General features: G+C 62.2%; 18 protein-coding genes. 6 read left to right on the forward strand and 12 right to left on the reverse strand.

Features of this window, described 5'->3' with window-relative positions; genetic code table 11:
• Window positions 1-11 precede the first annotated feature (11 nt).
• Entirely contained in the window at window positions 12-1,379 is a 1,368-nt protein-coding gene (locus BLR13_RS12890; RefSeq protein WP_074823581.1) for an LLM class flavin-dependent oxidoreductase, read from the forward strand.
• 30 nt (window positions 1,380-1,409) lie between these two features.
• On the forward strand, window positions 1,410-2,195 hold the full coding sequence (locus BLR13_RS12895; protein WP_074823578.1) for a fumarylacetoacetate hydrolase family protein: 786 nt from the start codon (window positions 1,410-1,412) through the stop codon (window positions 2,193-2,195).
• Here BLR13_RS12895 and mctP read toward each other — a convergent pair whose 3' ends face one another.
• The 4 genes from mctP to BLR13_RS12915 all read right to left on the reverse strand — a co-directional run bounded on the left by mctP (window position 2,196) and on the right by BLR13_RS12915 (window position 5,741).
• Complete coding sequence (gene mctP / locus BLR13_RS12900) at window positions 2,196-3,692, reverse strand: monocarboxylate uptake permease MctP (RefSeq protein ID WP_074823575.1); 1,497 nt, start codon at window positions 3,690-3,692, stop codon at window positions 2,196-2,198.
• A gap of 10 nt (window positions 3,693-3,702) precedes the next feature.
• Window positions 3,703-3,882, reverse strand: a complete 180-nt coding sequence (locus BLR13_RS12905; RefSeq protein WP_074823572.1) for a DUF3311 domain-containing protein — start codon at window positions 3,880-3,882, stop codon at window positions 3,703-3,705.
• 152 nt (window positions 3,883-4,034) lie between these two features.
• Window positions 4,035-4,649: a hypothetical protein gene (locus BLR13_RS12910; protein WP_143039743.1), complete on the reverse strand. Its 615-nt coding sequence runs from the start codon at window positions 4,647-4,649 to the stop codon at window positions 4,035-4,037.
• 99 nt (window positions 4,650-4,748) lie between these two features.
• The gene (locus tag BLR13_RS12915) at window positions 4,749-5,741 is read right to left on the reverse strand and encodes a Bug family tripartite tricarboxylate transporter substrate binding protein (RefSeq protein WP_074831583.1); all 993 of its coding nucleotides are present in this window, start codon (window positions 5,739-5,741) and stop codon (window positions 4,749-4,751) included.
• A 170-nt stretch (window positions 5,742-5,911) separates the two neighbouring features.
• Between BLR13_RS12915 and BLR13_RS12920 the strand changes: the two genes are divergently transcribed.
• Window positions 5,912-6,982 carry a peptidyl-alpha-hydroxyglycine alpha-amidating lyase family protein gene (locus BLR13_RS12920; RefSeq protein ID WP_091976472.1) on the forward strand — a complete coding sequence of 357 codons (1,071 nt, stop codon included), beginning with the start codon at window positions 5,912-5,914 and terminating at the stop codon, window positions 6,980-6,982.
• Window positions 6,983-7,007: 25 nt separating this feature from the next.
• Here the strand turns inward: BLR13_RS12920 and BLR13_RS12925 are convergent, their stop codons facing one another.
• From BLR13_RS12925 to BLR13_RS12935, 3 genes are read right to left on the reverse strand one after another with little or no spacing between them, the layout of a single operon-like run.
• Window positions 7,008-8,195, reverse strand: a complete 1,188-nt coding sequence (locus BLR13_RS12925; RefSeq protein WP_079587900.1) for an acyltransferase family protein — start codon at window positions 8,193-8,195, stop codon at window positions 7,008-7,010.
• A gap of 44 nt (window positions 8,196-8,239) precedes the next feature.
• Complete coding sequence (locus BLR13_RS12930; RefSeq protein WP_074823567.1) at window positions 8,240-9,523, reverse strand: serine hydrolase domain-containing protein; 1,284 nt, start codon at window positions 9,521-9,523, stop codon at window positions 8,240-8,242.
• A gap of 58 nt (window positions 9,524-9,581) precedes the next feature.
• Window positions 9,582-10,493, reverse strand: a complete 912-nt coding sequence (locus BLR13_RS12935; protein ID WP_074823564.1) for a LysR family transcriptional regulator — start codon at window positions 10,491-10,493, stop codon at window positions 9,582-9,584.
• A 140-nt stretch (window positions 10,494-10,633) separates the two neighbouring features.
• On the opposite strand from BLR13_RS12935, the gene BLR13_RS12940 reads away from it, so the two are divergent.
• The 3 genes from BLR13_RS12940 to BLR13_RS12950 all read left to right on the forward strand — a co-directional run bounded on the left by BLR13_RS12940 (window position 10,634) and on the right by BLR13_RS12950 (window position 14,061).
• Window positions 10,634-11,872, forward strand: coding sequence for an HlyD family secretion protein (locus BLR13_RS12940; protein ID WP_074823562.1), 1,239 nt, complete (start codon window positions 10,634-10,636; stop codon window positions 11,870-11,872).
• Window positions 11,873-11,929: 57 nt separating this feature from the next.
• Window positions 11,930-13,531 (forward strand): MDR family MFS transporter, encoded by a 1,602-nt coding sequence (locus BLR13_RS12945; protein WP_074823560.1) that lies wholly within the window; start codon window positions 11,930-11,932, stop codon window positions 13,529-13,531.
• 68 nt (window positions 13,532-13,599) lie between these two features.
• Entirely contained in the window at window positions 13,600-14,061 is a 462-nt protein-coding gene (locus tag BLR13_RS12950) for a carboxymuconolactone decarboxylase family protein (protein WP_074823557.1), read from the forward strand.
• Between the two features lie 138 nt (window positions 14,062-14,199).
• Here BLR13_RS12950 and BLR13_RS12955 read toward each other — a convergent pair whose 3' ends face one another.
• The 5 genes from BLR13_RS12955 to BLR13_RS12975 form a co-directional block, all read right to left on the reverse strand.
• Window positions 14,200-15,057: a D-amino-acid transaminase gene (locus BLR13_RS12955; RefSeq protein ID WP_074823555.1), complete on the reverse strand. Its 858-nt coding sequence runs from the start codon at window positions 15,055-15,057 to the stop codon at window positions 14,200-14,202.
• A 129-nt stretch (window positions 15,058-15,186) separates the two neighbouring features.
• Entirely contained in the window at window positions 15,187-15,918 is a 732-nt protein-coding gene (locus BLR13_RS12960; RefSeq protein WP_074823554.1) for an amino acid ABC transporter ATP-binding protein, read from the reverse strand.
• A gap of 9 nt (window positions 15,919-15,927) precedes the next feature.
• A complete protein-coding gene (locus tag BLR13_RS12965; protein ID WP_074823551.1) occupies window positions 15,928-16,620 on the reverse strand; it encodes an amino acid ABC transporter permease in 693 nt (230 codons plus the stop codon).
• Window positions 16,621-16,630: 10 nt separating this feature from the next.
• The gene (locus BLR13_RS12970) at window positions 16,631-17,362 is read right to left on the reverse strand and encodes an amino acid ABC transporter permease (RefSeq protein ID WP_074823550.1); all 732 of its coding nucleotides are present in this window, start codon (window positions 17,360-17,362) and stop codon (window positions 16,631-16,633) included.
• 234 nt (window positions 17,363-17,596) lie between these two features.
• On the reverse strand, window positions 17,597-18,508 hold the full coding sequence (locus BLR13_RS12975; RefSeq protein ID WP_074823547.1) for an amino acid ABC transporter substrate-binding protein: 912 nt from the start codon (window positions 18,506-18,508) through the stop codon (window positions 17,597-17,599).
• Window positions 18,509-18,595 lie beyond the last annotated feature (87 nt).

Genomic DNA, 18,595 nt, shown 5'->3' on the forward strand with positions numbered 1-18,595 from the left:
AGGAGAATAACATGACACGGCAAATGGCGATGGTGGGCTTCCTGCAGGCCCAGAACTGCACCAATCTTCCGAGTTCGTGGCGTCACCCGGAGTCGCGCGACGATTCGATGTCGGCCGATTATTACCAGGAGATTGCCCGGATTCTCGAAGCCGGAAAATTCCATATGGCGTTCTTCGACGATCGCCTCGCGATGCCGGACCGTTACGGCAACGACCACGCCCATACCGTGGAATACGGCATCCGCTGCGTGAAGATGGACCCGATCGTGGTGCTGACCACGATGGGCATGGTCACCACCAAGCTCGGACTGGCCTCGACCTGTTCGACCACCTATTACGAGCCGTTCGACGTGGCGCGCCGGTTTGCCACCCTCGACCTGATGACCAACGGCCGCGCCGCCTGGAACGTGGTCACGTCGGTGAACGACGGCGAAGCCCACAACATGGGCAAGGACGCCCATCTCGATCATGATCACCGCTACGACCGCGCCGACGAGTTCATGGAAGTCGTGCTCGGCCACTGGGACTCCTGGGAAGACGGCTCGCTGATCGTCGACAAGAAGAGCGGGCGCTTTGCCGATCCGAGCAAGGTGAAGCGGCTCGATCACAAGGGGCAATTCTACAAGTCGCGCGGGCCGTTCACCGTGCCGCGTTCGAGCCAGGGCCACCCCGTCATCATCCAGGCCGGCGCTTCCGGCCGCGGCCAGCGCTTCGCCGGCCGGTGGGGCGAGGTGATCTTCACCGCAGCGCGCAACCTGGCGGCCGCCAAGCAGGGCTATGATGCCATCCGGAACGAAGCCGCCAAGGCGGGCCGCGATCCCGACCAGATGTTTCTCTGCAACCTGATCACCCCGGTATCGGGCGCCACCAAGGCCGAGGCCCAAGACAAGATGGCGTTGATCGAAAAGCTGCCGCTGGAGATCGACGCGCTGTCGTTGCTGTCGGAGGGGCTGAACTATGACTTCGCCTCCAAGGGCCTCGACGAACCCCTGACCACGGAAGAACTGCAGAGCATGCAGGGCATCATCGGTATCCGCGACGGCGTGCTCAAGACTTCCGGCAAGTCCAACCCCTCGGCTCGCGACTTCGTCACCTTCAGCGGACGCGGCCAGACCGCCGACGCCATCGTCGGCGGACCGAAGGAAATCGCCGACAGGCTGGAAGAAATGTTCGTCAACCGCGGCTGCGACGGCTTTGTGATCGCCGCCACCTATGTGCCCGGCTCCTACGCCGACTTCGTCAAGCATATCGTTCCGGAACTGCAGCGCCGCGGCCTGTTCCACAAGGATTATTCCGGCAAGACGCTGCGCGAAAATCTCGGTCTGCGGCGCCCCGCCGCCGGCGCTTGGAAAACCCCGCCGCAAGCCGCGGCCGAATAACAAGAACAAATAAGAACAAGAGGAAGACACATGCGTTGGCTCAAATTCACCGCCGCCGGCAAAACATCCTGGGGCCTCGTCGAGGGCGACAAGGTGGTCACCGTCAGCGGCGATCCCTTTGGCGAATGGCAGCGCGACGCGCAAACCCATGCGCTGAAGGATGTGAAGATCGAACTGCCGCTGATCCCGCGCACCTTCTATTGTGTCGGCCTCAATTACCTGAAGCACCTCAAGGAAGCCGCCGACAAGGCCGGTACGGTACCGAACGTGCCTGACCGGCCCGAAATCGGCTATCGCGCCCAGAACGCCCTGATCGCTCACGATGAAGATGTCGTGATCCCGGCCACCGCGACCGAGAAGATTCACTACGAAGGCGAACTCGCGGTCGTGATCGGCAAGAAGGCAAAGCACCTCACCGAGGCCAACGCGATGTCCTGCGTGTTCGGCTACACCATCGGCAACGACGTCAGCGAACGCACCTGGCAGAAGGCCGACCGCGGACTGTGGCGCTCCAAGAACGCCGACACCTTCAAGCCGATGGGCCCGTGGATCGAGACCGACGTCGACCTCGACAAGATGGAAACCACCATCCGCGTCAACGGCAAGCGGACCGGCCACTTCCACACCAACGACATGATCTTCGGCGTCGTACCGTTCATCGTCGAACTGACCAAATATTTCACGCTGTGGCCGGGCGACGTGATCTGGATGGGCACCGACGGCGCCTCCCCCGACATCAAAGCCGGCGACGTCGTCGAAATCGACATCACGGGGATCGGCACCCTGCGCAACAAATTCGTCGCCGAGAAGCGGTAATCAGGACCGCGCCGGCGCGCCGGCCCGGTTCGGCGAAACCAGCCCGACAATCACGGTCGCGACCGCGGCGACCGCGATGTTCAGGATCAGTGCGCCAAGGCCGACATAGAACACATAGCTGGCGCCGCCGAGATCGATTGTCGCCAGCGGCTTCAGGCCGTTGCTCCATGCCGTCCACGATCCCCAGCCGATGCCGGCCGCCCAGCCGAGCAGCAGGCCTTCGGCGCGGAACCAGCGCGTGAACAATCCGAACACCAGCGCCGGAAACGTCTGCAGGATCCAGAGGCCGCCGAGCAGTTGCAGGTCGAGCGCATATTGCGTCGGCAGGAACAGGATGAAGGCGAGCGCGCCGACCTTCACCACCAACGACGCGATCTTCGCCACGCCCGCCTCGCCGGCATGGCTGATGTTGGGATCGACATAGGATTTCCAAACGTTGCGGGTGAAGAGATTGGCGGCGCCGATGCTCATGACCGCCGCCGGCACCAGCGCGCCGATCGCGATGGCCGAGAACGCAAAGCCCGCGAACCAGGACGGGAACAGCACCTGGAACAGCATCGGCACCACGTCGTTCGGCGAGGTTACCTTGATATTGGCGGCATGGGCCATGTAACCGAGCAGCGCGATCAGGCCGAGCAGCAACGTGTAGGCCGGCAGCAGGATCGCGTTCTTGCGGATGGTGTCGGCCGATTTCGAGGCGAAGATGCCGGTTAGCGTATGCGGATACATGAAGGCGGCAAGCGCTGAGCCAAACGCCAGTGTCGCGTAGGGCAACATCTGCGCCGGCTTCAGGATCAGGCCGGTGGCACCGCCCTTGGCCGTAAAGGCATCGTTGGCGGCGGCGAACACCGCGCCATAGCCGCCGAGTTTTGCCGGCACGATGACAACGGCCACCAGCACCACGATATAGATCATGATGTCCTTGACGAAGGCGATCAGGGCCGGCGCGCGCAGGCCGGAACTATAGGTGTACACAGCCAGGATGATGAAGGCGGCGACAATCGGCAGTTCGCCGGTCAGCCCCATCGCCTTGATCACGACCCCCATACCGATCAGTTGCAGGGCGATATAGGGCATGGTCGCGACCATGCCCGTGATCGCAACGGCCAGTTCGAGCCCGCGCGAACCGTAGGTGCCGTGAACGACGTCGGCCGCCGTCACATGGCCGTTGGCGTGCGCCTTCTTCCACAACACGGGCATGACCGCGAAGACGAAGGGATAGACGATGATGGTATAGGGTAGCGCAAAAAAGCCGTAAGCGCCGACCGCATAGACCAGTGCCGGCACCGCGATCACGGTATAGGCGGTATAGAAATCGCCGCCGACCAGGAACCAGGTGATCCAGGTGCCGAACTGCCGGCCACCGAGCCCCCATTCATCGAGATGTTCGCTGACCGGTCCGGCCTTCCAGCGCGCGGCCAGAAATCCCATGACGGTGACGAGTGCAAAGAAGAAGATGAAAACCGAGAGCGCAACCCATTCGATCTGACCAGCCATCGCGCTGCCCTCAAGGTGCTTCGTCAGGCGTACGGCTGCGATACACCAGCCAGATCAGGAGCGAGGAGATCGGCACCCAGGCGAGCTGGTACCAGTAGAAGAAGGGAAAACCGAACAGCGAAGGCTCGGTGAAGTTATAGAAGGGCACCCACAACAGGCCGACAAACGGCAGCAGCAACAAGATCCACATCGGCGGCTCCAGCCTCGCGCCGGCTTACCTCACCGGCGTTCCCTTAACGCAATAATCTAGGAACCGGATCGTTGCGCCGCCAAGCGAATTCAGCATTGCTGCGATGCGATGCGCGATAAAGTGATTGGCGCGATCGTTCAACGGCGGCCTTGTCAGAACGCCGGCGCCTGGCCGTTTCGGCCATAGGTGATGCGCGGCGCCTGCACAGTGCCGTCCGGCTGCTTTTTCGCGGCGGCCACGAAAATCTTGGTGCCAGGCTGCACTTCTTCCCTCTTGCCCATCTCATAGGTGACCACGACCGTCTCCGGGGTGACGAGTAATTTCTTCTCGCCGTCCTTGTACTTCACTGACAGGGTCTGCCCGTCGACGCCGGTGACGGCCTGTTCGACATTTGCATTGGTCATCTTGCTCTTGGGCAACAGGTCCCAATCATAATGGCCTTCACCGGTGCCACGCATGGATTCCGGGAAAATGTGAACCTCAATGGCTTTCTGGACGCCGTCAGCCTGCATCATGCCGGCCGAGCCGACGAACATGCCTTGCTTGATGTCACTCATCCTGGACGGAACGATCACGACAAACAGCGGATTGTCGGTCAACGTCAGCTTCAACTCGGCGCCGTCGCGATTTTTGACCACATAGACCGGGCCCTCGATACGCTCGACGGTGCCGCGGATGCGGACGGTTTCCTGGGCCGATGCCGGCAGGGCCATGCCGATGGAAATGAGGCTGGCGGCCGTCATCATGCGTCGTGCCATAGCAAACATGGTCATCCTCCCTGTTCTTGAATCGGGCGTTGGCAACTCCTTGAGAGCGAGGTTCGGTTCGCCCAGGAAAGTCTAACCCCCGGGAGCAGCAGATATTCCCTACTCCGGCTTGATGCCGGCATCCTTGATGACCTGGCGCCAGCGCTCTTCCTCGCGAAGAAAATACCGGTCGAGCACGTCGGGCGGCTCGGCCACCATCACCAGGCCTTCGTTGACGCCGAGCTTCTTGAAGGCGTCGGATTGCACGGCCTTCGCGGCCGATTTGTTCAGACGGTCGATGATGTCGGGCGGCGTCTTCGCCGGCGCGTAGACGCCATACCAGGCTTCGGCGGCATAGCCGGGGACGCCGGCCTCCGACACCGTCGGCAATTGCGGGAATGCCGGCGAGCGTTCCGCCGAGGTCACGGCGATCGCGCGCAACTGTCCGGATTCGACCAGTGAAGCCGCACTCGCCACCGTCGTGAACATCACCTGGATCTGTCCGCCAAGCAGGTCGGTGATCGCAGGCGCAGCGCCCTTGTAGGGCACCGTCGTCAGGTTGACCTTCGCCATGTGCTTGAACAATTCACCGGCCAGATGCGCCGACGTGCCGGTGCCGTAGGTGCCGTAGGAGAGCTTGTCAGGCTCGGCTTTGGCCGCGGCGACGAGGTCCGCAATCGACTTGATCGGGGACGCCGGATTGACCACGACGAGATTGAACGAACGCGCCACCAGCGCCACCGCGGCAAAGTCGCCATGGGCGTCGTAGGGCAGTTTGGCCTGCAGGCTTGGATTGACGGCGTTGGCGAACGTCCCCATCAGCAGCGTATAGCCGTCAGGCGCGCTCGCCGCGACCGATTGCGTTCCGATGATGGTCCCCGCCCCCGGCTTGTTCTCGATGATGACGGAGACGCCGAGATCCTTCGACATCTCCTGCGCCAGCGTCCGCGCCACCACGTCGGTCCCGCCGCCCGGCGCGAACGGGACCACGATTTTGACAAGGCGTTCGGGATAGGCCGCGAAGGCCGCGCCGTTTGGAAGCGCGATCAGTAGCGCGCATGCTGCAAACGCGAACAGAACGGATGACTTCGCAGTGATGTTTCGGGCTTGCATGAGTCCTGACTTGCGGTGGGAATAAGGAAGCATCACCAAATCACGGCCGACCCCACAATGCTATGCGTCTGATGACCATCGGTCATGACGCCGGGATCGCGTGCCAATCGCGCGGCCATCGACTAGCATCCCGCCCAACAACAATAACCAGGATCCCGGGAGGATTTCACATGAGGCACTGGCTGGCCGGATTGATGCTGTTGATCGCGCCACAGGCGTTCGCGCAGCAGGCGGTTCCCACGATCGCGTTCGACTCCGTCCCCAATCCCTTAAAACTGCCGCCGAACATGTATTTCGGCGAAGTGTCGGGCGTGTCGGTCAATTCCAAGGGCCATGTGTTCGCGCTGTCGCGCGGCAACACCAGCGGGCCGGCCTATGCCGCCGCGGCGACGCAACTGCTGGAATTCGACGCGCAGGGCAAGTTCATCCGCGAGATCGGCAAGAACCTCTACGCCTGGTCGTTCGGGCATACCGTCAAGATCGATCCCCAGGACAACATCTGGGTGACGGATAAAGGCTCGGACATGGTGATCAAGTTCGATCCCGAGGGCCGCGTCCTGATGGTGTTCGGCCGCAAGCAGGAAGCCTCCGACGAGGACACCGCGCCGCTGAAACATCCGAAGCCGCCGCTGCCGTCCGAGGACGGCAGGTTCCGGCAGGTCACCGATGTCACCTGGGACAAGGCCGGCAACACTTTTATTAGCGACGGCTATATCAATTCGCGTGTCGCCAAGGTCGACAAGGACGGCAACTGGCTGAAGTCGTGGGGCGACCGCGGCAAGGAGCCCGGCCAGTTCAACACCCCGCATTCGATCGCCTCCGACGCCAACGGCAATGTCTATGTCGCCGACCGCGGCAATCACCGGATCCAGGTGTTCGACGGCGACGGCAAGTTCCTGCGCCAGATCACGATCGACGTACCGGTGCCGGCGGGCGCCAAGCCCGCGATTGGCAAGATCCCGGATGAGGCGATGATGGCCGGCGGCACCTTCTATCCGGGCTCGCCCTGGTCGCTGTGCATCACCCCGCCGCCGAACCAGGTGCTGTACAGTTCGGATGCCTGGCCCGGCCGGATCTACAAGCTCAGCCTCGATGGAAAGCTGCTCGGCGTGCTCGGCCAGTCCGGCAAGCAGTTGAAGCAGTTCGGCTGGATCCACGCGATGGCGTGCCCGTCGGAGAACGTGCTGTTCGTGGCCGAGCTGCTGAACTGGCGGGTGCAGAAGCTGCTGCTGAAGCCGTAGTCCAGTTCGTCATTGTGCGACCGCCTCAAATCATCCGCGCCACAAACGGAATTTTCCGCAGCAGCGCCGTGAGTCCCCAACTCAGCGACAGCGCAGCCGCGAACACGACCGCGGCCTTCACGACGGCCGGCCAAGAATAATCGTAGACGGGGTATTGCAGCCAGATAACAAAAATGTAGTGGGTGAGAAAAATGCCGTAGGCCTGCGGGCACATGGCGTCGAGCACCCTCGCGCCGGATGATGCGAAGCGCACCGACACCGCCAGCACCGTAAACGCCATCGCCGCGCTGAACAGCGCAAAGGCGAGGCCATAGGCTGACCGCCACCACAGCGACGGCGAATTGAAATCCACGACCCAATTGTGGCGGACGTACACCAGCAGCAGGATCGCGCCGTAGAACACCGATGCGAATACCAGCCACACCGGCCAGCGTTTTGCGATTTCGCCGTCCTCTGCCAAAATGCCGTCGCGAATGCGGACGACGCCGATGCCCACGCCGATCAGGAAATAACCCGCATACAGCAGGATACGGCTGGTCTGGATCGGCAGCGGATAGCCGCCCGGCTCCAGCCAACTGGTGTCACCGAAGACCAGATGCATCGGCAGGTAGATCGCGACCGACAGGGACAGCAATGCCACCAAGGCCTTCCATGGCCTGTCCCGCAGCGTGAGGATCAGCAGACCGAACGTCTTCGCCGTCCCCGGCATCAACGACAACAGCACGGCGGCGACGATATCGAGCGCCAGCAGCACCCACAGAAACCAGGCAGGGCCCGACGGCCACGGTCCGATGGTCAAGGTATGCCACCAGAAATGAAAGAAGTTGAAATCGGTGGTGCCGGGCAAATGATACCGCAGGAAGGTCGGGTAATAGGCGACCGGCATCAGCACGAAGATCGAAATCAAGAACGGCATTCCGAGCCGCCAGACGCGATGACGCCCGAAATTGGTCGGTCCCCTGCGCGCCAGGCTGGCATGGACGAACAGCCCCGAGATCAGGAACATGCACGCCATAAAGAAACTGTCATTGAACAGCACCACCAGATCGAAGCCGAGCCAACGCATACGGTCGCCGCTGCCGAAATGGGTGTAGTTGAGGACGGAGTGATGCAACAGCACCAACAGCGTGATGAAGGTGCGCGCGCGGTCGAGGGCAACGATGCGCTTGACCGTCTTGACGGCCTGATCGCTCCCGCCGGTCTTGCGCGGCATTTCAGCGCTTCTGTTCACGGCGCTCTTGTCTTGATTTTGCGCAATCATCTTTCGAACGCATCGTAAATCAGCTTCTTGACGTTTACCTGAACGTGCAGCCGATTGGATGGCGCATTTTCCAGCACCACAAAGAACATGTCCTCGGCGCGGTCGACCACCAGATAGGCGCCGGTGGCGCCATCCCACTTGATTTCACCGGGAGAGCCCGGCGGCGGCGGCACGGCGGTGCCGGGGTCGGTGCGGATCCCGAACCCATAGCCGAACCCAAAACCATCGCCAGGATAATAAAAGAAGTTCCGCTTCACCCCCGAGCCCGGGCCGACATGGTCGCTGCTCATGTCGGCGAACGTCCTGGGGCTGAGATAGGTCTTGCCGTCAAGTGTGCCGCCGTTCAGCAGCATCTGCCCGTAACGCGCGAGATCGGCGACGGTCGAGACCAGTCCGCCGCCGCCGGATTCCCAGCGGGTGACATCGAGCGAATTGCGCTCGACGTGGCGGTCGCTGTCCAGCGGCTGGGCGTAGCGCGCCCGCTCGGCCGGATCGGTCAGGAAGAACTTGGTCGTCGTCATTGCCAGCGGATCGAACAATTGCGTTTTTTCGAACTGGTAGAGCGACTGGCCGGACGCGACTTCGATCACGCGGCCGAGCACGTCGATCGAATGTCCGTAGTCCCATAGTGTGCGCGGCTGCTCGGCCAGCGGCACTTTGGCGATCCGCTCGGCAAATCCGGCATTGTCGAAATCACCGAGATAGATCCCGTCATAGGCGGACTTGACCAGGTTCCGCTCGCCATAGAAACCGTAGGTGATGCCCGACGTGTGCAACAACAGATCCTCGACCGTGATCGGCCGTCGCGGCGGCACGAGATCGAGCACGGCGTTGCCGGAATCGTTCTTGCGTTCGACGCCGACCTTGATACCGGCAAAGGAGGGAATGTATTTGCTGACGGGATCGTCGAGTTTAATGCTGCCGCGATCGACCAGCATCATCGCCGCCACGCTGGTCACGGTCTTGGTCAGCGAATGCAGCGGAAAGATCGTATCTGGCGTCAGGTCGATGCCGGCATCGACGTCGCGTTGGCCGAACCATTTGAAATAGACCGGCTTGCCGTGGCGCTGGATCAATACGAGGGCACCGGGAGTTTTCTTCGTCGCAACCTGCTCTTTCAGGAAATCGTCGATCCGCGACAGCTTTTCGGTCGACAGCGTCGCATTTGGCGGCGGCCCGAATTCGGCGGCAGGGAGCCGGCTCGCCGTCGAGGCAAAAGCGGCGATCGCCGCAACCAGAAGCGCACGATAGCCCATCGACGCTGACTTTCGCCGAACCATCCGCTTTCTCTCCAGTTTGGTGCGCGGACCTTGTGGCATCGAATCGCGCTGATCGCGATCACGAATACGGGTTAATCAGCTTCTGCTGTTCCGCGCTGTGATGGGCCAGCATGTCGATGAAGGTTCTGACCTTCGCCGACAGGTGATGACGGTGCGGATAGACCGCGTTCATGGATAATTCTACGGGACGATACTCCGGCAGCAGGCGCACCAGGTGGCCGGCCTCGAGATCGTCGTGAACCAAAAAACCCGCGGCAAGAGATATCGCGTGGCCGTGCAGCGCCGCCGTCCGCAGCGTCTCGCCGCTATTGCTGATCAGATTGCCGGACACCCGCACTGAAGCCGGCGCGCCCTTGCGGTCGACGAACCGCCAGTCGTCCCCCCAGGGATAGTTGACGTGGCGAACGCAATTGCGCTCCGACAGATCAGGCAGTCGCTGCGGCCGGCCATATTTCTCGATATAGGCGTGCGAGCAGCACAGCACTTGCCGCCAGGTGGCGAGGCTGCGCACGATCAGGCTTGAGTCCGGTGGCTGCGTCATGCGGATCGCGACATCGTATCCCTCGTCGATCATGTCGACCGTTCGCTCGCCCATCTGCAGATCGACCTTGACCTCGGGATAACGCGCCAGGAATTCGGCGACCACCGGCGCCACGAACTGCACGATGTGGGTCGCGCAATAGATCCGCAGCGTGCCGCGCGGCGTCAATTGCTGGGCGCCGGCGATGTCGTCGGCCTGTTCGATATCGGCGAGGATCTGGACGCAGCGGTCGTAATAGGCCTTGCCGACTTCGGTGAGGCTGACCTTGCGCGTGGTGCGCTGAAGCAGCCGCGCGCCGAGCCGGTCTTCCAGCGACTGCACATGGTTGCTCACCATCGTCGTCGACATCTCGAGGCGGCGCGCGGCGGCGGAAAACCCGCCGCTATCCACCACCCGGACAAAGGCCGTCAAACTGGTCAGCCGATCCATCGGCAAGCCTCCGATTGTCCACCATTACTGGATAATGCTTCCAATATTGCCGGGATTATCACACCCGGGCCGATATTGCATCTTCCGCACGTACCCCGCGCCCTCCTCCCGAGGACGCTCGCCAGAGCTGCGAGGATGCCATGTCGACCACGACCTATACCACTGACACCACATCGAAAATCAGCCTTCGCCCGTCGCAGAAGGCGGTCAAGCGCGCCGCGCTGGCGCTCCTCGTCGCCCTTGGAATCGCCGCCGCCGCGGACTTTGGCTACGGCTATCTCACCACCGGCCGCTACCTGGAATCGACCGACGACGCCTACGTCAAGGCCGACTCCACGATCATCTCGCCCAAAGTGTCCGGCTACATCGCGCAGGTGCTGGTCGGCGACAACCAGCCGGTGAAGGCCGGGCAGCTTCTGGCCCGGATCGATGATCGCGACTTCAGGTCGGCGCTCGATTCCGCCCATGCCGACGTCGATGCCGCCGAGGCTTCGGTGCGCAATCTCGATGCCCAGATCGCCCTGCAGCAGCCGGTCATCGAACAGGAAACCGCCGACGTCGCCGCCGCCGAGGCCAATCTGCAATTCGCAAGGGAAGAGCAGGCCCGCTACGACGGCCTGATGAAGACCGGCTCCGGCACCATTCAGCGCGCGCAGCAGACCGACGCCGCGTTGCGCGAAAAGAGCGCCCAGCTGCAGCACGAGAAATCCGGCCTGATCGCAGCGCAGCGGAAGGTCGACGTTCTCACCACCGAACGCGCCAAGGCCGTGGCGCAACTCGATCGTGCCCGCGCGGTCGAACAGCAGGCGGCGCTGAACGTGTCCTACACCAGGATATCGGCGCCGGTCGACGGCACCGTCGGCGCGCGATCGCTTCGGGTGGGTCAATTCGTGCAGGCCGGCACGCAGTTGATGGCGGTGGTGCCGCTGGACGCGGTCTATGTGGTTGCGAATTTCAAGGAAACCCAGCTCACCCATGTGCGCAACGGGCAGCCGGTCGAAATCAGCATCGACAGCTTCCACGGCACCAAACTGAAGGGGCATGTCGACAGCCTGTCGCCGGCGAGCGGCCTCGAATTCGCGCTGCTGCCGCCCGACAACGCCACCGGCAATTTCACCAAGATCGTGCAGCGCGTGCCGGTGAAGATTGTGCTCGACGACCACAACCTGACCGGTCTGCTGCGGCCGGGCATGTCGGCCGAGCCCACCGTCAACACCAAGGCGACGGTGCTGGCCGAAAGCGAAGCCAAGTCACGGCTGGCCTCGGAGGCCGCGCTGGCGCACCGAACGGCAGCTAAGGCGCCTTTTCAGCCAGCGATTACCAAGTCCTGCCGGACAATCCTTCCATATCCTACCCGATTATCGGATCTGAAAGCCTAATGCATCCTGCCTCTGCCTGAGCAAGAGGAGATCCCCGTGACCGCACTCCAGCCCACCATGAACACCGCTTCCGCCGCCAACCTCGGGGGCCATCCCGCGCAAGCCGCGGCGGCGCCGGCGATCTCGGCCAAGACCTGGATCGCGGTCATCGGCGCCACGCTCGGCGCCTTCATGGCGGTGCTCAACATCCAGATCGTCAACGCCTCGCTGGCCGACATCCAGGGCGCGATCGGCGCCGGGATCGATGACGGCGGCTGGATCTCGACCTCCTATCTGATCGCCGAAATCGTGGTGATCCCGCTCAGCGGCTGGCTCGCGCAGGTGTTCTCGGTCCGTCGCTACCTCCTGACCAACGCCGTCCTGTTTCTCATCCTCTCGGTGGCCTGCGCTTTTGCGCAGGACCTGCCGCAGATGATCGTGCTGCGCGCGATCCAGGGTTTTACCGGCGGCGTGCTGATCCCGATGGCGTTCACCCTCATCATTACGTTGCTGCCGAAGACAAAGCAGCCGGTCGGGCTGGCGCTGTTTGCGGTGTCCGCGACCTTCGCGCCCGCCATCGGCCCAACCATCGGCGGCTACCTGACCGAAAACTGGGGCTGGCAGTACATCTTCTACGTCAATCTGGTGCCGGGCGCCGTGATGATCGCAATGCTGTGGTTCTCGCTCGAAGCCAAGCCGATGAAGTTGTCGCTGCTGCGCGAAGGCGACTGGGGCGGCATCGCGACCATGGCCATCGGTCTCTCCGCATTGCAGACCGTGCTCGAGGAAGGCAACAAGGACGACTGGTTCGGCTCTTCCTTCATCGTCAACCTGTCGGTGATTGCAGCGATTTCGCTGACCGCCTTCCTGTGGATCGAACTGACCACCGCAAAGCCGTTGCTCAACCTGCGCCTGCTGGCCCGCCGCAATTTCGGCTTCGGCGTGCTCTCCAATTTTCTGATGGGCGTCGCCCTTTACGGCTCGGTGTTTATCTTGCCGGTCTACCTGTCCCGCATTCAGGGCTATAATTCCGAACAGATCGGCATGGTGCTGGCCTGGACCGGTCTGCCGCAACTCCTGCTGATCCCCCTGGTGCCGCGGCTGATGAAACGCTTCGACCCGCGGCTGGTCATTGGCGTCGGCTTCGCCCTGTTCGCCGCTTCCAACTTCATGAACATCTACATGACCAACGATTACGCCACCGATCAGTTGTTCTGGCCCAACGTGGTGCGTGCCGTCGGACAGGCATTGGCCTTCGCGCCGCTCTCGGCCGTCGCCACATCAGGCATCGAAGCGCAGAATGCAGGCTCGGCCTCCGCCCTGTTCAACATGATGCGCAACCTCGGCGGCGCCGTCGGCATCGCCGCGCTGCAGACCTTCCTGACCAAGCGCGAGCAGTATCACTCCAACGTGCTGATGCAGTCGGTGTCGATACTGGAGCAGGCAACCCGTACCCGGATCGAGCAACTGACGCAGTATTTCATCACTCACGGCGTCGCCGATCATGCGGAAGCGACGCATCGTGCGGTGATCGCCATCGGCAGGATCGTGCAGAAGCAGGCCTTCATCCTGGCCTTCAGCGATACCTTCTATCTGCTCGGCGCCGCGCTAATCGTTGCACTCATGGCAGCGTTGCTGCTGAAGAAGCCCAACCATCTTGCAGATGGCGGCGCGCACTGACTTTTTAGACGCGTTTTCTCGAAAACGCTTTTGGAATATACCTTCAACCCCGAGAAAGGAGAACGACCATGAAACCCCGGATGAACTACTACCAGGCTGCCCCCGACACCATCAAGGCGCTCAGCGCACTGGAAGCCCAGATCCAGGGCTCCGGCCTCGAAAAATCGCTGATCGAACTGGTCAAGACCCGCGCGTCGCAGATCAATGGCTGCGCCTTTTGCATCAACATGCACACCCAGGACGCCCGCAAGCAGGGCGAAACCGAGCAGCGGTTGTATCTGCTGAACGCCTGGCGCGAGTCGCCGCTCTACACCGACCGCGAACGCGCCGCATTGGCGTGGACCGAAGCGTTGACGCTGATCGCCGAGACTCACGCGCCCGACGATCTCTACAACGATGTCCGCGCCCATTTCAACGAAGCGGAGACGGTCAATCTGACCATGCTGATCGGGGCGATCAATGCGTGGAACCGGCTCGCGATCGCGTTCCGCGCGGTGCACCCGGTGAAGGTGGCGGCTGCGGTGGCGTGAGCGCGTAACTGTCGTGCCCCGCGAAGGCGGGGCATCCAGCACGCCGGGGCTTCTTGGTCAATTACGAACGTCTCTGGAATACTGGATCGCCCGCTCCAGTGCGCAATCGCGCACAAGGCGGGCGATGACGTACCGAGACTACACCGCCGTCTTCTTGGCGAACTCGACATAGATCTCGCGCAGCCGGTCGGTCATCGGGCCGGGCTTGCCGTTGCCGACCTTCTTGCCGTCGATCGTCACCACCGCCTGCACGAACACGGTGGCGCTGGTGACGAAGGCTTCCTTGGCGGCCAGCGCCTCTTCGATCGTGAACGCGCGTTCCTCGACGCGAAGCTGGCGCTCCTCGGCCAGCGCGACCACCGCCTTGCGGGTGCAGCCCGGCAGAATCTCGCTGCCGTTCTGGCGCGTCACGATCACGTCGTCCTGGGTCAGGATGAAGCAGGACGACGAACCGCCCTCGGTCACCTTGCCGTCCTCGATCATCCAGGCTTCGCCGGCGCCGGCGACCGCGGCGGCCTGCTTGGCCAGCACCTGCGCGAGCAGCGCCACGCTCTTGATGTCGCGGCGCGTCCAGCGCAGATCGGGCACGGTGATCACGCCGATGCCGGTCTTGGCCGACGGCGCGTTGATGATGTCCTTGACCGAGGTGAACATGACCAGCGTGGGCTTGACGCCCTTGGGAAACGCAAAATCGCGACCGGTGTCGGCGCCGCGCGTCACTTCCAGATAGACCATGCCGTTGACGAGATTGTTGCGGGTCACCAGCTCCCGCTGGATTTCCTGGATGCGCTCGATGCTTTCGGGCAAGGCCAGCTCGATCTCGCCGACCGAACGCTCCAGCCGCGCCAGATGCGAGGCGTTGTCGATCAGCTTTCCGTCCAGCACCGCGGCGACTTCGTAGATGCCGTCGGCAAACAGGAAGCCGCGGTCCAAAATCGAGACCTTGGCCTCTGACATGGGCACGAACGAGCCGTTGACGTAAGCGATCTGTTCCAAAGCGGATTCTCCCGGGGAGGCACGACGAAGACGGTCCTTCCTATACGCAAATTGTTAATGCCGATAAACCCTCCCGACGTCATTCCGGGGCGGCACGCGATTGCACCGAGCACCTCGGAACAATGAAGCCTAATGCGACAGAATCTTCGACAGGAATTTCTGCGCTCGGTCGCTCCGCGGACTGCCGAAAAAGTCCGTTTTCAGCGCGTCCTCGACGATTTCGCCCTGATCCATGAAGATCACCCGGTGCGCGACCTTGCTGGCAAAGCCCATTTCATGGGTCACGACCATCATGGTCATGCCCTCGCGGGCGAGATCGACCATGACGTCGAGCACCTCCGAGATCATTTCGGGGTCGAGCGCCGAGGTCGGTTCGTCGAACAGCATCGCGATCGGGTCCATGGCGAGCGCCCGCGCAATTGCCACACGCTGCTGCTGGCCGCCGGACAGTTCGGCCGGATATTTGTTCGCTTGCGCCTTCAAGCCGACGCGATCGAGCAGCTTTTCGGCCTTGGCGATCGCCTCGGCGTGCGACCGGCCCAGCACCTTCTCCTGCGCGAGACAGAGGTTCTCGATGATCCGCAAGTGCGGAAACAGCTCGAAATGCTGGAACACCATGCCGACTCGCGCCCGGAGTTTCGGCAGGTCGGTTTTGGGATCATTGACCTTGATGCCGTCGAGGATGATCTCGCCTTCCTGAAACGGCTCCAGCGCGTTGACGCATTTGATCAGCGTCGATTTTCCCGAGCCCGAGGGGCCGCACACCACCACCACCTCGCCCCTGGCGACGCTGGTGGTGCAATCCTTCAGCGCCTGGAAGGCCGGACCGTACCATTTATTGACGTGGCTGATTTCGATCATGCTGAGCCTTTACCGGACAATGGCAATGCGTGCCTGCAGGCGCCGAACGCCAAAGGACGCGAGACTGGAAATCGCGAAATAGACCGCGGCTGCGAACAGGTACATCTCGACCAGCCGGCCGTCGCGTTGCGCCACCTTGCTGGCGGCGCCGAGAAAATCAGGGATCGACAGCACGTAGACCAGCGAGGTGTCCTGGAACAGCACGATGGTCTGCGTCAGCAGCACCGGCAGCATGTTGCGGAACGCCTGCGGCAGCACGACATAGCGCATGGTCTGGCTGTAGGTCAGGCCGAGCGCGTTGGCGGCCGCCGGCTGCCCCTTGGAGATCGACTGAATGCCGGCGCGCATGATTTCGGAAAAATACGCCGCCTCGAACAGGACGAAGGTGATCAGCGAGGATGCGAACGCGCCGACGCGTATCGGCCGCGACGATCCCGTCAGCCATTGCCCGATATACGGCACCAGGAAATAGAACCAGAAGATGACCAGCACCAGCGGCAACGAGCGCATCAGGTCGACATAGAGGCCCGCGATGCGACCCAGCAACTTGAAGCCGGACAATCGCATCAGCGCGATCAACGTGCCGAACACCAGTCCGCCGACCGCGGAAAGCGCGGTGAGCGTCAGCGTAAACGTCATACCGTCGAAAAACAGGTAGCCCAGCGACCGGCGGATGACGTCGAAATCAAAGGTGCTGAACATCAGATGACCTTCACTTCCCGGAGATGTAGCCGGGGATGGCAACCCGGCGCTCGAGAAAGCGCATGGCGGTCACGACGACGATGTTGATGAGAAGATACAGCACCGTCGCGGCGGTGAAAGCTTCGAACACCTGGAACGAAAATTCCTGCATCGCACGGGCTTCGCCGGTCAGCTCGATCAGTCCGATGGTAATGGCAACCGACGTGTTCTTGATGGTGCTGAGAAATTCGGACGTCAGCGGCGGCAGGATGACACGGAAGGCGATCGGCAGCAGCACGTAGCGGTAGGCCTGCGTCGTCGTCAGCCCCAGCGCGGTCGCGGCCATCTTCTGCCCACGCGGCAACGAACCGATGCCGGCGCGGAGCTGTTCGGCCACACGTACCGACATGAACAGACCGACGCCGATTGCCGCCGTCCAGAACGGTGCGTTGGGCATTTGCTTCAACCACAATCCCGCCGTGCGCGGCAGCAGTTCCGGCAACACGAAAAACCACAGGAACAATTGTACCAATAGAGGAATGTTGCGGAAGAACTCGACGTAGCAGAAGCCGATCGCCGACGCCGTCTTCGACGGCAGCGTGCGCATCACGCCGACGATCGTTCCGATCACCAGCGCAATGATCCAGGCCAGCAGCGCGGTCTTGATCGTCAACACCAGCCCGGACAGCAGCATGTCGAGATAGTTGCCGGTGCCGTTCGGCGACGGCTCCCAGAAAATGTGCCAGTTCCAGTGATAGTTCACTTTCGTCCCCGCGAAGCGCTGCCGATGTCACGCGCCAACGCCTGCGAGATTAGCGCTTATGCGAACAACGTCCATGCAAATTTCCGGCCATTCCTCGGTGGAATGGCCGGACCTGATGAGTGATCCTCATCCTGAGGAGCGCGCCCATGCGCGCGTCTCGAAGGATGAAGGCCCGGCTGTGGCCTCATGGTTCGAGACGCCGCTTCGCGGCTCCTCACCATGAGGGTCTGATGTTTACTTATACGAATCCGGATCCGGCGAGTCCGAGGGCTTGGCGAATTCGTTCTTCAGCTCCGCACCGATCGGCGTATTGAGATTCAAGCCCTTTGGCGGGATTTTCTGCGTGAACCACTTGTCGTAGATCTTCTGGCCCTCGCCGCCGGTGTAGAGCGCAGCCGTGGCGTCGTCGACCACCTTCTTGAAGGCCGGGTCGTCCTTGCGCAGCATGATGCCGTACGGTTCCGGCTTCGAAAATGCATCGCTCGAAATCACGTAGGCATCGGGATCCTTCGATCCGGCAACGAAACTCGCGAGCAGGATATCGTCCAGCACGGCAGCCACCGCACGATCGGTCTCGACCAGCAGGAACGACTCGGCATGTTCCTTGGCGGGGATGATGTTGATGCCGAGGTTGCGCGCCGCATTGGCTTCGGTGAGCTGCTTGATGTTGGTGGTGCCGGAGGTGGAAGCCACCGGCTTGCCCTTGAGATCATCGATCGAGTTGAGCTTGCTCGACTTCTTGGAAACGAACCGGGTCGCGGTCAGAAAATGCGTGTTGGTGAACGCCACCTGCTTGAGCCGGTCGGTGTTGTTGGTGGTCGATCCGCATTCCAGATCGATGGTGCCGTTGGCCATCAGCGGAATCCTCGCCGAGGACGACACCGGGTTGAGCTTGACCTCGAGCTTGTCGAGCTTCAGCTCCTTCTTCACGGCATCGACGATCGCAAGGCAGATGTCCATGGCATAGCCGACCGGCTTCTGGCTGTCGTCGAGGTAGGAGAACGGGATCGACGACTCGCGATAGCCGAGCGTGATGGCGCCGGTCTCCTTGATGTTCTTGAGTGTCCCGGTCAGCTCCTCACTGCCCGCCTGTCCGGCGTAGCAGGCGATTGCAAGCGTGTACGCGACCGTACGCCATTGCCTCATTCGAATTCTCCTCATTGGACGATTCCGGACCGTTCGGCGACCGAACCGACTGTAAACGTCTACGCCCATGCAATGACCGGGCCATTG

This window comes from Bradyrhizobium ottawaense (genome assembly GCF_900099825.1).
GTDB lineage: Bacteria > Pseudomonadota > Alphaproteobacteria > Rhizobiales > Xanthobacteraceae > Bradyrhizobium > Bradyrhizobium ottawaense_A.

What these genes read in the sequence shown, in the direction of transcription:
- BLR13_RS12890 (WP_074823581.1), top strand. Translation starts at nt 12, where the DNA reads ATGACACGGCAAATGGCGATGGTGGGCTTCCTGCAGGCCCAGAACTGC.
- BLR13_RS12895 (WP_074823578.1), top strand. Translation starts at nt 1,410, where the DNA reads ATGCGTTGGCTCAAATTCACCGCCGCCGGCAAAACATCCTGGGGCCTC.
- mctP (WP_074823575.1), bottom strand. Translation starts at nt 3,692, where the DNA reads ATGGCTGGTCAGATCGAATGGGTTGCGCTCTCGGTTTTCATCTTCTTC.
- BLR13_RS12905 (WP_074823572.1), bottom strand. Translation starts at nt 3,882, where the DNA reads ATGTGGATCTTGTTGCTGCTGCCGTTTGTCGGCCTGTTGTGGGTGCCC.
- BLR13_RS12910 (WP_143039743.1), bottom strand. Translation starts at nt 4,649, where the DNA reads ATGTTTGCTATGGCACGACGCATGATGACGGCCGCCAGCCTCATTTCC.
- BLR13_RS12915 (WP_074831583.1), bottom strand. Translation starts at nt 5,741, where the DNA reads ATGCAAGCCCGAAACATCACTGCGAAGTCATCCGTTCTGTTCGCGTTT.
- BLR13_RS12920 (WP_091976472.1), top strand. Translation starts at nt 5,912, where the DNA reads ATGAGGCACTGGCTGGCCGGATTGATGCTGTTGATCGCGCCACAGGCG.
- BLR13_RS12925 (WP_079587900.1), bottom strand. Translation starts at nt 8,195, where the DNA reads ATGCCGCGCAAGACCGGCGGGAGCGATCAGGCCGTCAAGACGGTCAAG.
- BLR13_RS12930 (WP_074823567.1), bottom strand. Translation starts at nt 9,523, where the DNA reads ATGGTTCGGCGAAAGTCAGCGTCGATGGGCTATCGTGCGCTTCTGGTT.
- BLR13_RS12935 (WP_074823564.1), bottom strand. Translation starts at nt 10,493, where the DNA reads ATGGATCGGCTGACCAGTTTGACGGCCTTTGTCCGGGTGGTGGATAGC.
- BLR13_RS12940 (WP_074823562.1), top strand. Translation starts at nt 10,634, where the DNA reads ATGTCGACCACGACCTATACCACTGACACCACATCGAAAATCAGCCTT.
- BLR13_RS12945 (WP_074823560.1), top strand. Translation starts at nt 11,930, where the DNA reads ATGAACACCGCTTCCGCCGCCAACCTCGGGGGCCATCCCGCGCAAGCC.
- BLR13_RS12950 (WP_074823557.1), top strand. Translation starts at nt 13,600, where the DNA reads ATGAAACCCCGGATGAACTACTACCAGGCTGCCCCCGACACCATCAAG.
- BLR13_RS12960 (WP_074823554.1), bottom strand. Translation starts at nt 15,918, where the DNA reads ATGATCGAAATCAGCCACGTCAATAAATGGTACGGTCCGGCCTTCCAG.
- BLR13_RS12965 (WP_074823551.1), bottom strand. Translation starts at nt 16,620, where the DNA reads ATGTTCAGCACCTTTGATTTCGACGTCATCCGCCGGTCGCTGGGCTAC.
- BLR13_RS12975 (WP_074823547.1), bottom strand. Translation starts at nt 18,508, where the DNA reads ATGAGGCAATGGCGTACGGTCGCGTACACGCTTGCAATCGCCTGCTAC.